The 12977-nt window shown below is 49.2% G+C and carries 13 protein-coding genes; 3 read left to right on the top strand and 10 right to left on the bottom strand.

Going from position 1 to position 12977, the window contains the following annotated elements; all coding sequences use genetic code 11:
- The first annotated feature begins 86 nt into the window (after positions 1–86).
- Genes ACUUJN_RS04080 through ACUUJN_RS04070 form a run of 3 tightly spaced genes read left to right on the top strand, consistent with a single transcriptional unit; the run spans position 87 to position 3042 of the window.
- A complete protein-coding gene (locus ACUUJN_RS04080) occupies positions 87–1067 on the top strand; it encodes an ABC transporter substrate-binding protein (protein WP_023987064.1) in 981 nt (326 codons plus the stop codon).
- On the top strand, positions 1064–2068 hold the full coding sequence (locus ACUUJN_RS04075) for a FecCD family ABC transporter permease (RefSeq protein ID WP_028541990.1): 1005 nt from the start codon (positions 1064–1066) through the stop codon (positions 2066–2068). The genes ACUUJN_RS04080 and ACUUJN_RS04075 overlap by 4 nt, the downstream gene beginning before the upstream one ends.
- Entirely contained in the window at positions 2065–3042 is a 978-nt protein-coding gene (locus tag ACUUJN_RS04070) for a FecCD family ABC transporter permease (RefSeq protein WP_484669285.1), read from the top strand. Before ACUUJN_RS04075 ends, ACUUJN_RS04070 begins: the two co-directional genes overlap by 4 nt.
- A 40-nt stretch (positions 3043–3082) precedes the next feature.
- On the opposite strand, the gene ACUUJN_RS04065 is transcribed toward ACUUJN_RS04070, so the two are convergent.
- From ACUUJN_RS04065 to purM, 10 genes are all read right to left on the bottom strand, one after another.
- Positions 3083–4336, bottom strand: coding sequence for a serine hydrolase (locus ACUUJN_RS04065; protein ID WP_484669284.1), 1254 nt, complete (start codon positions 4334–4336; stop codon positions 3083–3085).
- A gap of 184 nt (positions 4337–4520) precedes the next feature.
- Positions 4521–4946: an OsmC family protein gene (locus ACUUJN_RS04060; protein WP_023987060.1), complete on the bottom strand. Its 426-nt coding sequence runs from the start codon at positions 4944–4946 to the stop codon at positions 4521–4523.
- Between the two features lie 54 nt (positions 4947–5000).
- On the bottom strand, positions 5001–5750 hold the full coding sequence (locus tag ACUUJN_RS04055; protein WP_080751596.1) for an amino acid ABC transporter ATP-binding protein: 750 nt from the start codon (positions 5748–5750) through the stop codon (positions 5001–5003).
- A 14-nt stretch (positions 5751–5764) separates the two neighbouring features.
- Positions 5765–6412, bottom strand: coding sequence for an amino acid ABC transporter permease (locus ACUUJN_RS04050; protein WP_023987058.1), 648 nt, complete (start codon positions 6410–6412; stop codon positions 5765–5767).
- Positions 6413–6497: 85 nt separating this feature from the next.
- The gene (locus ACUUJN_RS04045; RefSeq protein ID WP_025723274.1) at positions 6498–7355 is read right to left on the bottom strand and encodes a substrate-binding periplasmic protein; all 858 of its coding nucleotides are present in this window, start codon (positions 7353–7355) and stop codon (positions 6498–6500) included.
- 99 nt (positions 7356–7454) lie between these two features.
- Positions 7455–8132, bottom strand: coding sequence for a TetR/AcrR family transcriptional regulator (locus ACUUJN_RS04040; RefSeq protein ID WP_075153736.1), 678 nt, complete (start codon positions 8130–8132; stop codon positions 7455–7457).
- 125 nt (positions 8133–8257) lie between these two features.
- Positions 8258–9523 (bottom strand): phosphoribosylamine--glycine ligase, encoded by a 1266-nt coding sequence (purD, locus tag ACUUJN_RS04035; protein ID WP_023987055.1) that lies wholly within the window; start codon positions 9521–9523, stop codon positions 8258–8260.
- Positions 9524–9593: 70 nt separating this feature from the next.
- Positions 9594–11141, bottom strand: a complete 1548-nt coding sequence (gene purH, locus ACUUJN_RS04030; protein WP_075153734.1) for a bifunctional phosphoribosylaminoimidazolecarboxamide formyltransferase/IMP cyclohydrolase — start codon at positions 11139–11141, stop codon at positions 9594–9596.
- Positions 11142–11271: 130 nt separating this feature from the next.
- Positions 11272–11886, bottom strand: a complete 615-nt coding sequence (gene purN, locus ACUUJN_RS04025; protein WP_484669283.1) for a phosphoribosylglycinamide formyltransferase — start codon at positions 11884–11886, stop codon at positions 11272–11274.
- Positions 11886–12926, bottom strand: coding sequence for a phosphoribosylformylglycinamidine cyclo-ligase (purM, locus tag ACUUJN_RS04020; protein ID WP_053324651.1), 1041 nt, complete (start codon positions 12924–12926; stop codon positions 11886–11888). Before purM ends, purN begins: the two co-directional genes overlap by 1 nt.
- Positions 12927–12977 lie beyond the last annotated feature (51 nt).

Below are 12977 nucleotides of genomic sequence, written 5' to 3'. Positions count from 1 at the left end.
TCCCGATTGCTAGAATGATCAACAGTTAGTTGATTGATAATGATTATCAGTTTCTCTGATAATCATACTGGAACGGGGGATAACGTATGGCAACACCGAAACAACCACTGCGCACAGGCATGCTGCTTGCAGCGATCCTGGCACTACTGACGGTCATTATGGCGGGATGTGGAAGCCAGTCACAAGATAACAGTGCAGCAGCACCTCAAGCAACAGGCGACACTCGAATGATTAAACATGAGATGGGAGAAACCAAGGTTACAGGTACACCCAAAAGAATCGTAACCCTGGAATTCTCTTTTGTCGATGCCACAACCCAACTGGGCGTTACTCCTGTCGGCATAGCTCAGGAAAATGACGATGATATTGATGGGCTGCTCGGTAAGAAAATCAACTTCACACCAGTAGGCACGCGCAAACAGCCAAACCTGGAAACGATCAGCTCCCTGAAGCCGGATTTGATTATTGCCGATCTGAATCGTCATAAAAGCATATACAAAGAACTAAGCGAGATTGCTCCGACCATTGTTCTAAAGAGCCGCAATTCCTCCTATGAACAAAACCTGGCTTCCTTCGGTGTCATCGCCGATGCGTTGGGTGAGAAGGAAAAAGGCGAGCAAATTCTCGCTGCGCATAAAGCTACCATGGAAAAGTTAAAAGAAGGCATCAAAGCTGGCGAGTCACGTAGCGTATTGCTAGGGGTGTTCCGCTCTGATTCACTATCGGCTCACGGTGCTTCATCCTTTGATGGACAATTGCTGGAGCAAGCGGGTATTCACAATGCCCTTCAAAATACAAGCGAGCCTACCGTCAAGCTGACGCTGGAACAGATCGCACAAGCGGATCCTGATGTGATCTTTTTGGTGGAAGCCGATGAGAAGCTGATTGCGGAATGGAAGCAAAATCCGCTTTGGCAAAACATTACGGCCGTCAAAAAAGGGGAAGTTTACGAAGTGAACCGGGCACTATGGACCCGGTACCGTGGACTCGGCTCAGCCGAGAAAATACTGGAGCAAGCCATTTCGCTTCTGTATCCCGCGCAAAGTAAAGGAGACGGCTCCCGTTGATCGGACAAGTCTCACGCGACCGGCTGAATAAGCCGGTCTTCTTTGCACTTATCGCTGCGTTGCTGGCTGGATTGCTGCTCAGCGTGGCGATTGGCCCAGTCAGGATGGACATCCCCACCATGCTGACTGCGCTGTTCACCGAGCATCCGTCCAAGGATCAGCTCATTGTCTTGACGGTACGCCTACCGCGTGCCGTTATTGGCCTAATCGTCGGGGCGGGGCTCGCCGTGGCTGGAGCCCTGATGCAGGCCATCACACGCAACCCGCTGGCCTCGCCGCAGGTATTCGGGGTCAGCTCAGGCGCTTCGCTGGCTGTCGTGCTGTCCGTCGTGCTGCTGCCGAATATCGGATCGTCCGGCAGCATTTATTTTGCTTTTGCCGGGGCCATCGCAGGCGGCTCCTTCGTATATGCGCTGGCCGGAACGGCGGGCATGACGCCGGTTAAGCTGGCCCTTGCCGGGATGGCCGTGCATCTGTTGCTGGCCTCCATCACCCAGGGACTGCTCGTGTTCAACGAGCAAATATCCGATGTGCTGTATTGGCTCGCCGGAGCCATCGATGGTTCCACTTGGGCCGACACGCGTCTGGTGCTGCCATGGTTCGCCGTGGGTATGATCCTTGCGCTGGCGCTGGCCCCCTCGCTATCTGTGCTGAGCCTCGGGACGGAAGTCGCACAAGGATTGGGACAAAACGTACGTCTTGTCCGTCTACTGGCCTCGGCCTCAGTGATTATGCTGGCAGGCTCTGCCATAGCGGTAGCCGGGTCCATCGGCTTTGTGGGCCTGATGGTGCCGAATATCATCAAGATGTTTACAGGTGACAATTACAAGCGGGTCATTCCCCTGTCTGCAATCTGCGGAGCTCTGCTGCTGACATATGCAGACGTGCTTGGACGATTCATTGCATTTCCTTATGAGTCGCCCGTTGGTATTGTAACGGCGCTGGTGGGTGCGCCCTTCTTTTTATATCTGGCGCATAAGAACGGGAGGGCTTCACGATGAAAAAACTGTGGATTTTACTCGCGCTCATGCTGGGTGTTGCTTTTATAGCTATAGGCGTGGGCAGCACCTACATTACGCCCTCTGAGCTGATCACAGCTCTGACGGATCGGAGTGCCTCTTCCTGGTTCATCGTTCACCACTATCGGCTGCCACGTGGTCTGCTGGCCATCATGGCCGGAGCTGGGCTGGCAGTAGCCGGTGTTCTGCTACAAGGCATGATCCGCAACCCGCTAGCCTCGCCAGATGTGGTAGGTGTATCCAAGGGGGCCGGCTTTGCGGCGGTTCTCGTCATCGTACTGCTACCCTCATCCCCAGTGGCGCTGTTGCCTGTAGCGGCCTTTGTCGGTGCCGGACTAGCTGCACTGTTGCTCGTACAGCTTTCGATGAAGGGAGGCATGCGTCCCAATATGCTAGCCTTGACCGGACTGGCGGTGGGCGCTATTTTTCAGGCTGCGACCGATTATATACTGGTCAAGTATCCACTCGAAGCCAGCGACACGCTCACTTGGCTAGCTGGAAGTCTGTGGGGAAAAGGCTGGGACGAAGTGTATGGGCTACTGCCGTGGTTAATCGTGTTGCTGCCTCTCGCCTATACCCTACAGCGTAAGCTCGACATTATGAGCCTAGATGAAGAAAGCTCTGCTGGGCTGGGACTTAGCGTGAAACGCGTGCGTACAGGACTGCTAGCCGTGTCAGTCGCCTTGGCTGCCTCCTGTGTTGCTGCCATCGGCTCCATCGGCTTTATCGGACTGCTGGCACCGCATCTGGCACGGCGGTTATTTGGCAATCGCCACCGCTATCTATTGCCCGGCTCGGCGATGATCGGCGCCCTGATTCTCGTCCTTGCTGACGCGCTGGGACGAGGTCTGAAGCCGCCGCTCGAAATTCCCGCTGGCATCGTGACAGCCGTCATTGGCGCGCCATATTTTCTGTATCTATTGCTGCGGGAACGCAAACAAAAAGGCAGCGGATAGGATTAGGATAAGAAGTTGCGCAGCGCTGCTAAACGCAGTACTATACTCTAGCGTTTAGCAGCGCTACCTGTACACCGATACGCCGATTAACTTCTTCTCTAAACGATTCATCATGCAGTAACCTCTTTTTAAAAACATTTATCATTTCAGGAAAGCTGGCATTTGTGCTAGGGTCCAAATCGTTAAAAAAGACAGCTAGCTCTGTCGAATGCCCTTCCTTATCTGTCGCATACATTGCCAGTGTCAAAACGTAAGCCGTGGAGCCTCCTTTTTGCCCAGTATGTTTCAGGAATTGCTGGTTTTCAGGAAGAACTATAAATGGTTCCTCCATGACCTCGGACAATAACTTTTGCTCAGCTTTTGTGAACCCTTGACGGCGGTTCAGCTTACTCATTAAAGAGGCATAATCGGCCGTCGTTGAAGCTATAAAACGATCCGTATTAATACGGTCATAATCCTGATCATACCAGGTCTCAATATCTGCGTTTTTCTTGTAAGAACCACTCACATCACGGCGCAGCTTGTTATGAATCACGCGGGCATATCGGCGAAACTCCGTGTCCGACATCGCCTGAATGGCTTCTTTGGCAGAAATATTATTCTTTGTATTATTCCAATTCTCACCTTGTCTCTCCTTCATCCATTCGTAGGGAATCAAAATGGAGGATACAAACGGATAAATGGGATCATGATTTTGCAGCCCCATTTTGGCTCTCGTCCGATTGATCGCATCCACCCCCAGTTTGTCCATTAAATACTCCGCATTGGCGTTGGAACTAAATTGAATCATCCCCTTGGCGACGTCTCGTACAGATACAGTTTCATTCTGTATCCGCCCTTTAGCCTCCATATTCTGTAGCCACGCCGTATGAGCACCACCATCCAAACCCGGCAAATAAAACCTTTCCAGCGAAATCAGCTTCACTCTGTCATCCGGGTTGATCTGATCCACCGCCGCTTGCTTGGCATATTCGATCGCAATGATTGTTTTGACGGTGCTCGCCAAAGGCATCATCCGGTTTTCCTCTTGGCCTGCCAGCTTTTTTTCATCTCTCAGAATCGTAATCGAAACTTTTTCTGCATTCTCCTCCACAAAATGAAGTAAACGCGTGGCAGCATCCTGTTCCTTTGTTTCACCCTCAACCTCGGCTGCAATCGCAGTTGTGGGCCGGACGGTATTCGGGGGATTAGCCACTTGATTCTGCATGAAAGATAGTAATCCTGTTGCCACTCCCATAACGATGAGCACTGTAGCCAAAATAGTTGCTACTATGATAAGGCGCTTTCGTTTCACTATAACCTCCCCCTGTATACACTTCATACACAGGTTTATTTTCCCATTTTTATATTTCAATTTCTATTTTAAACGAAAACACAGTACAAAAAGTTTCATTACGTGTCATATTTTCAAATAACATAAAAAAAGAGAGCCTCCTGTACATAACACAGGCTGACTCTCTTTCATTACCCTTCGACACTTATGCTGGATAGGGTACTTCGGTTCCATTCAATATGAGGTGCATCCGAATTTCCGCTTTTAAGGAGTCGGATACTGCACAATATTTTTCCTTACCCATCTGAATCGCTTTCCATACGCGGTAATCTGGAATATCTCCATCTACATGGAATGTCAGATCAATCGCTGTAAAGCCTGTCGGCATTTCTTCCTTGCGCGTACCTTCTGCGTCAATATCAATACGAGTAATGTCCGACAAGAAACGATCCAAAATCATTGTGATATCGATCCCCATACATCCTGCCAGACCTGCCAACAGCAGTTCCATGGGTGTCATCCCTTTACCATCACCGCCATAAGCCGCCGTAGCATCCATCCCTACAGAATAACCGGATGGTCCCTCCGAAGTAAACGCGCGTTTGCCGTGCCAAGTTGTAGATACTTTCATGTTCAAAGGCCTTCTTTCCATCTTAATAATCTATGATTTATCCTCGATCTTACTTTAAAACTCACTGATTTGGCGTAAAAATTTCTGTGTTCTCTCATGCTGGGGAGTGTCAAAAAATTCCTGTGGCGCTGCCTCCTCCAAAATGATACCATCTGCCATAAATATAACCTTGTCTGCCACCTCGCGAGCAAATTTCATCTCATGAGTAACGACGACCATCGTCATTCCGTCTTGAGCCAACTCTCGCATAACACCCAGCACCTCCCCTACCAGCTCGGGATCAAGCGCCGATGTCGGCTCGTCGAACAGCATAATCGCCGGGTCCATCGCCAGCGCACGTGCAATGGCTACCCGCTGCTGCTGTCCACCGGACAGACGTGAAGGATGTACATCCTGCTTATCCGATAACCCCACCCGCTCCAACAACCGTTGTCCGATGGACATAGCCTTGTCGCGCGGCATTTTTTTTACTGTCAGCAGTCCTTCAATGACATTGCCGATTGCGGTTTTGTGCGGATACAGATTGAATTGCTGAAACACCATCCCCGTCTGTTTGCGAATATCACGAATGGCTGCTTGGCGGACACGAACGGGAGCCGTAGCATCTACCTCAATCCCATTCACCTCAAACTTGCCGGAAGACAGCTCTTCCAGACCGTTCAGGCAGCGCAGCAAGGTACTTTTACCTGAGCCGCTCGGGCCGAGTAATACGACGATTTCACGAGCAGCAACCTGAAAATCAATGCTTTTCAGAACCTCTACCTGTCCGAATCGTTTACCTAATCCGTTTGTTGTTATCATCATCTATCATCTCCACCTTAATAAGCTCGAGCCAGACGCTTTTCCACCCGCTCCAGTATAGCGGAGAATCCAATGCTCATAATCCAGTACATCAGGCCAATTTCGAGCAGAAACGGCATGTAGAGCAAATACTGTGCCTGTAAAAGCTGTGCCTGTCGCATCAATTCACTGACCCCGATAACCGACACCAGCGACGTTTCTTTAAGCATACCTACAAATGTATTCCCCATCGGTGCAATTGCAATGCGTACCGCCTGAGGAAGAATAATGCGCCACATCGTTTGACCGGGCGACATTCCCGTCGCATAAGCTGCCTCGGTCTGTCCCTGGGGTACGGCTAAAATAGCTCCACGGAACGTCTCCGATAAGTACGCCCCTGTATTAATACTGAGTGCCAGACAAGCAGCCGTCAGCGATCCGAATGATATTCCATAATCATCCAGTCCGTAATAAATGACCGCAATCTGCACCAAAACCGGCGTCCCCCGAATGATCGATACATACATGCGCGCCAGCCATCGAGCGGGTCGATTCCCCTTCAACCGGGCCACAGCAACAACCAAACCAATGATTAGGCCAAAAAACATAGAGACAATCGTGATATAAAGCGTATAATAAGCACCCTTTAATAAAAAAGGGACGTTCTCCCACATTAATTCAAGCATCGGTTATATTCCCTTCTTTCAGACGAGTGGCCCCATGTCAGCATAAAAGCCAAGACTGGAGCCAGACGCCTCTAACAGGCTTACGTTATTCTTTTGGCTCCTCGCCAAACCATTTTTTGAAAATTGTTTTGTAAGTGCCGTCTTCCTTCATTTCCTTCAAAGCCTTGTTCAAGGCTTCTTTGAGCTCAGGAGTTTTCTGGTTAATAGCTACACCCGCTTGGTCCGATTTAATCGGCTCGCCTACGGCTTTAATTTGGAACCCGTTTTTATCAATAATGGGCTTGAGAGCATACAGATTGTTAATGGTTGCGTCAATACGGCCAGAGTTTAAATCCTTTAAGGAAGTAATGACATCATCATACGTTTTAATCTCAAAATCGCCTACCTTCGGTAGTACTTCATTCCGCAGATAAGATTCATCATTCGTTCCCAAGCCGACACCAATGGTTTTGCCTTTAAAGTCCTCCAGCTTGGTAATATCATTTGTTTTGCTGTTTACGATAATGTTTACATTGTTTGTGATATAAGGTTCTGTGAAGTCAATGGCCTTCTTACGATCCTCTGTGATCGTCACCTGGCTAATCACTGCATCGAATTTTTTCTTTTGCAAACTTGGAACCAGTCCCGAGAATTCTTGTGCCGTGAACTCCGGTTTCACTCCAATCCGCTTCGCCAATTCTTTGGCGATATCCACATCAAATCCATCCAATTCCTTGTTGTCGTTCAAAAAATTGTACGGCGGATAGGTGCCCATCATGCCTACCTTAATTACACCAGCCTTCTTGATTGCTTCGAGCTGGTTACTCGCTGCCACATTACTGCTACCCGCTCCATTACTAGTATTAGAAGCTTCTGGCTTAGTACCGCAAGCGCTCAGCACAAGGCTGAACAATGCCAGAGCCATGAGTGTAGTTACCAAGAACCCTTTTTTACGTGTTTTCATGTATCGTTCTCTCCTGTCTGGATGTAAATGATTGAGTTCTTCTATGTGATTTGGCTATATTATTTGTTGCCAACGCCCCATTCATGCGATGTTGCACATCTAGCTTTGACCTAATAGTCCATAAAACTCAAAATTAGCCGCCTCTGCTGCCAATCTTTTAGCAGTTATCTGCGTGATGTGGTCATGTGTTCCCTCTGAACCGAATAGCCAGCGTGTAATGACACCTTCGATCATACTCATGAGTAGTGCCGCCCTTAATTCGACATCCAATTCAGCAGGCAACATGTTCAGCTCGATCGCTCTTTCCATATTGCGCCGGAATGCCAGCTCCATCGCGGCCCTTGTCTCTCGGATACTCTGGCGCACCGGTTCATCGACACCGCTGCCGATCAGCAGCAAACCCATCAGATAGCGGTTCTCCAATGCAAAATCAAATAACCGAACAAACAGCGCCTCTGATGCCTTAACCATATCAGCCAGCGTTCCCGCGTCACGGCGATATCCCTGTCCGATCGCTGACAGTAGTTGTTCACGACCAGTAGCGATAATCTCCAGCGCCAGTGCCTCTTTACTTTTAAAATGCCAATAAAACGTGCCTTGGGCTACTCCCGCCTCTACCACGATATCTGAAATCTTCGTTTGATGGTAACCCTGCTCGGCGAACCGCTTCAATGCAATGTGAAGAAGCTGTGTTCTGCGGTCTGTTTCTTCTCCCGCGTGCTCAGCAGGTTGGTCATTTGAGACGGTCTCGGACTGCTTCGCCTTCCGTGGCTGCATGGGTTTCCTCCTCCCGATTGATCAGTCAGTCAGTTTTGTATTTTTAATCCTATAGGATAAGTATACTTTTGTCAAACGAAAAAAGAGAACCTCCACAGAGGTCCTCTTTATCCTATATATTACTGCTACAGCAATGCTTTTGCCGCAATATCCGTACGGTTTTGTTTACCTTCAAAGGTAATACGATCCGCCTGTTCGTAAGCTTTGTTCCGTGCCCCGGCAATATCACGTCCCAAGCCGACCACACCTAATACACGTCCGCCGTTCGTTACCCACTCACCCTGTTCGTTGATGCCTGTTCCAGCATGGAACACAATGGCTTCGTCTACCTGTTCCAATCCGTGGATAGGTACGCCTTTGGCGTAAGCTGCAGGATAACCTCCGGATGCCAGCACCACGCACACCGCCGCTTCATCCTTCCACTCAATCTCCACCTGATCCAGCGTGCCATTTACAGCAGCAAGAAATATATCGAGCAGATCGGATTTTAAACGAGGCAGAACCACTTGAGTTTCCGGATCACCGAAACGTGCATTAAACTCAATGGTCTTTGGCTTGCCGTCCGGCGAAATCATCAATCCAGCAAATAATACACCTCGGAACGGACGCCCTTCAGCAACCATGGCCTTGGCCGTCGGCTTAATAATCGTCTCAATAGCTTCCTCAATAATGGAATTGGCTATGTGAGGCAACGGAGAATACGTACCCATGCCACCTGTATTCGGCCCTTTGTCACCATCAAAAATTGGCTTGTGGTCTTGCGCCGCAGCCATCGGACGAACCGTTTCACCGTCGACAAAGGAGAGAATCGACATTTCCTGACCAGCCAGAAACTCCTCGATCACGACTTGTGCCCCGGCTTCACCAAACACCTTGGCCACCATAATGTCAGAGAGAGCCTTTTCCGCTTCCTCCATCGAGTACGCGACCGTTACCCCTTTGCCTGCCGCCAGTCCGTCTGCCTTGATGACGACTGGGATCGGTTGCTCCTTCAAGTATGCATGCGCTTCCTCGTAAGTATAAAACTTGCGATAGGTTGCTGTCGGAATATGATATTTATGGAGCAAATCCTTCATGAAGATTTTGCTACCTTCAATTTCAGCTGCATTTTTACGCGGTCCGAAGACTGGAATGCCTTTCGCTTCAAATGCATCCACAATGCCATCTGCCAGCGGATCATCGGGGCCAACCACGACAAGTCCTACCTTTTTGGATTCCGCCAGCTCTGTCAGCGCGTCAAAGTCACTCACCGGAATCGGCACACACTCCGCTAACTGTCCGATACCAGCATTGCCTGGTGCACAATAGATTTGTCCGGCCTTGGGGCTTTTCTTCAGCGCCCATACAATTGCATGTTCACGGCCGCCCCCTCCGATAACCAAAATATCCATTCAGGTGTTTCCTCCCGCTCCCATTAGATTGTTCAGGTGAAAATGCTGCTGCATCCTCAACTCATACAAGTTAGTGCTTGAAATGACGTACGCCTGTAAAGACCATGGCAATGCCGTATTCGTTAGCAACCTTGATGGACTCTTCGTCTTTGATGGAGCCGCCCGGCTGAATAACTGCTGTGATGCCTGCTTTAGCTGCCAGCTCCAACGTATCGCCCATCGGGAAAAATGCATCGGATGCCAGTACGGCACCTTTTGCTTTGTCACCGGCCTGCTCGATAGCAATCTTGGCCGCACCGACACGGTTCATTTGTCCTGCGCCTACGCCAATGGTCATATTATCTGCCGCCAGTACGATGGCGTTGGATTTCACATGCTTAACAACTTTCCAGCTAAACAAAAGCTGTTTCAGTTCTTCCTCGGATGGTGCCCGCTCCGTTACAACTGTAAGTGCATCCGAGTCTACAGCGTGAATGTCATTTTGCTGAACTACCATGCCGCCTTCAATGGAAGTCACGACGAAACGGCTCTCTGCCTGTTCAGATTGGGAAAGCTCACCCAGATCAAGCAAACGAATATTTTTCTTTTTCGTTAAAATCTCCAATGCTTCTTTCGTAAAGCCCGGTGCCAGTACAATTTCCAAAAAGATCTCACTCAGCTTATTCGCTGTATCACCATCAATAATCCGGTTAGCTGCTACGATGCCACCGAAAATCGAGGTTGGATCAGCTGCATACGCCTTGCTGTACGCTTCATAAATACTGCCGCCAATTCCCACACCGCAAGGATTCATATGCTTAACTGCTACTACTGTAGGTTCGCTGAATTCTTTAACGATTTGCAAAGCAGCATTAGCATCATTGATGTTATTGTAAGACAGCTCTTTGCCGTGAAGTTGTTTCGCTGTTGTCAGTGTACCCTTTGCCGCCAATGGCTCACGGTAAAATGCCGCCTGCTGATGCGGATTTTCGCCATAACGCAAATCCTGAATTTTTTCATAGGTTACGGTGTATCGCTCAGGCAACGGCTCGCCTGTCACATTCGACAAATAATCGGATATCAAAGCGTCGTATGACGCCGTATGACGGAAAACTTTTGCGGCCAGACGCTTACGGGTATTCAGTTCCGTATCGCCATCCTTACGGATTTCCTCCAACACTGTGCTATAGTCATCAGCATCGACTACCACACTGACAAAAGCATGATTTTTTGCCGCAGAACGCAGCATCGTTGGACCGCCGATGTCGATATTTTCAATCGCGTCCTCATAAGTTACACCGGGTTTGGCAATCGTTTCCGCAAAAGGATACAGATTCACAACGACCAGATCTATATAACCCAATCCAAGTTCTTTCATCTGACGCTGATGCTCTTCATTATCCCGAACAGCCAGCAAGCCGCTGTGTACCGCAGGGTGGAGTGTTTTAACACGTCCATCCATAATTTCAGGAAAACCCGTTACCTCTGAAATGCCGATGACGGGAATGCCCTCCTTCGACAACAAGCTGCTCGTTCCCCCTGTCGAAACGATCTCCACACCCAATTTGGACAACTCGCGGCAAAATTCCACGATCCCCCGCTTATCCGATACGCTGACGAGCGCTCTTTTAATACTCACCCTGTCTCCTCCTTTAGCTCTTTCAGAATTTTGCAAAATTCTCTTTTATCATTTTATTTCCCGAGAAATATCGGAAAATGCCTGTACAGCATCCTTGATATGACAATGATATGACAAATTACAATCATTCTTAGAGAAGTGAAATCACTTTGCGACCATTTAATTGGATTTTACCTTGGGCCAATTTTCCAACTACTTCTGGATATAGCTGACGTTCCACGGATTGAATGGCTGCGGATAAGGATTCCGCTGTATCATGGTCGTCAACTTCCACGAAACGCTGGGCAATAATGGCACCCGTATCCATGCCCCCGTCCACAAAATGAACGGTGACGCCACTTACCTTGACCCCATAGGTCAATGCCTGTCCAACAGCATCTTTCCCTGGAAATGCCGGAAGTAGTGACGGATGAATATTAATGATTTTTCCTGCGTAGGCATCGACCATGACGCTGGATAGCAAACGCATGTAGCCAGCTAACACGATGAGATCAATCGATTTCTGCTCCAGTAAAGTCACCAGTTCACGCTCATAGTCTTCTCGAGAAGGATATTCCTTGGGTCGAAAAGTATGGCACGCAATTCCAGCTTTCTGTGCTCTAGCTACGACAGGAACCGCAGGCTTGTCACAGATGAGCAGTTCTACCGAGGCGCCGCCCAGTTCTCCTCGTGCAGCCGCATCCACCAATGACTGAAAATTCGTCCCCTCGCCTGATGCAAAAACAGCAATCCGGTACTCGTTCATTACACCTCGGCTCCCGTAAAGGTCACGATAGAACTGCCTTCCGTTACTTTTCCGATCACATATGCAGCTTCGCCCTGTTCCTTCAGAACTTCCAGTGCAGTCTGTGCATGCTCTTCGCCTACAACGATTACCATTCCAATTCCCATATTAAAGGTTGTGAACATGTCTTTGTTGGAGATTGCGCCTTTTTCCTGCATGAGCTGGAAGATTGGCAAAATCGGCCAAGTGCCGTATTCTATATCCACATTGACGTGATCCGGTAACACTCTAGGGATATTTTCAATAAAACCGCCACCTGTGATATGCGCCATGCCTTTTACTTTTACCTTGTCCAGCAATGCCAAAACGGATTTCACGTAAATTTTCGTCGGCTCCAGCAGTACATCGCCCAGTTTGCCGTTCAAGCCTTCGATTTCATCATGCAAATCATACCCCTGCTGTTCCAATAACAGCTTGCGAACCAGTGAGAAGCCATTGCTGTGTACTCCGCTGGAGGCCAGTCCGATCACTGTATCTCCGGAAGCAATGGAGCTACCGTTGATGATTTTGCTTTTATCTACAATCCCTACCGTGAATCCGGCAATATCATATTCACCCTCGCTGTACATCCCTGGCATTTCTGCGGTTTCACCGCCGACCAGCGCACAGCCCGATTGATGGCAACCCTCTGCGATTCCAGCGACTATAGCTTCAATTTTCTCGGGTACAACCTTGTCACAAGCGAGGTAATCCAGAAAAAAGAGTGGCTCCGCGCCCCCGACGATAATGTCGTTTACACACATCGCAACCGCGTCAATACCAATGGTGTCATGACGATCCATTGCGAAAGCAAGCTTCAGCTTCGTGCCGACACCATCGGTACCGGAAACGAGTACAGGCTCATCGTACTTATCCTTATTCAGGCCGAACAACGCACCGAATCCGCCCAAGTCCGTCAGCACTTCGGGACGGAAGGTACGTTTAACGTGCTTTTTCATCCGTTCTACTGCTTCATTACCGGCAGCGATATCTACCCCTGCGTTTTTGTATGCTTCGGACATTCATGAACACTCCTTCAAATGATTGACCCTCCTAAGTCCTCCCTAGCAGGG

The organism is Paenibacillus sp. LRG-1 (assembly GCF_057220305.1).
Note: the sequence above shows the minus strand (reverse complement) of the source record. Positions and strands in the feature narration are given on the sequence as shown.

Excerpts from the sequence above, each read along its gene's own strand:
- ACUUJN_RS04040 (WP_075153736.1), bottom strand. The coding sequence starts at position 8,132 with ATGCAGCCACGGAAGGCGAAGCAGTCCGAGACCGTCTCAAATGACCAA.
- purM (WP_053324651.1), bottom strand. The coding sequence starts at position 12,926 with ATGTCCGAAGCATACAAAAACGCAGGGGTAGATATCGCTGCCGGTAAT.
- ACUUJN_RS04060 (WP_023987060.1), bottom strand. The coding sequence starts at position 4,946 with ATGAAAGTATCTACAACTTGGCACGGCAAACGCGCGTTTACTTCGGAG.
- ACUUJN_RS04080 (WP_023987064.1), top strand. The coding sequence starts at position 87 with ATGGCAACACCGAAACAACCACTGCGCACAGGCATGCTGCTTGCAGCG.
- purN (WP_484669283.1), bottom strand. The coding sequence starts at position 11,886 with ATGAACGAGTACCGGATTGCTGTTTTTGCATCAGGCGAGGGGACGAAT.
- ACUUJN_RS04050 (WP_023987058.1), bottom strand. The coding sequence starts at position 6,412 with ATGCTTGAATTAATGTGGGAGAACGTCCCTTTTTTATTAAAGGGTGCT.
- ACUUJN_RS04055 (WP_080751596.1), bottom strand. The coding sequence starts at position 5,750 with ATGATGATAACAACAAACGGATTAGGTAAACGATTCGGACAGGTAGAG.
- ACUUJN_RS04070 (WP_484669285.1), top strand. The coding sequence starts at position 2,065 with ATGAAAAAACTGTGGATTTTACTCGCGCTCATGCTGGGTGTTGCTTTT.
- ACUUJN_RS04045 (WP_025723274.1), bottom strand. The coding sequence starts at position 7,355 with ATGAAAACACGTAAAAAAGGGTTCTTGGTAACTACACTCATGGCTCTG.
- purD (WP_023987055.1), bottom strand. The coding sequence starts at position 9,523 with ATGGATATTTTGGTTATCGGAGGGGGCGGCCGTGAACATGCAATTGTA.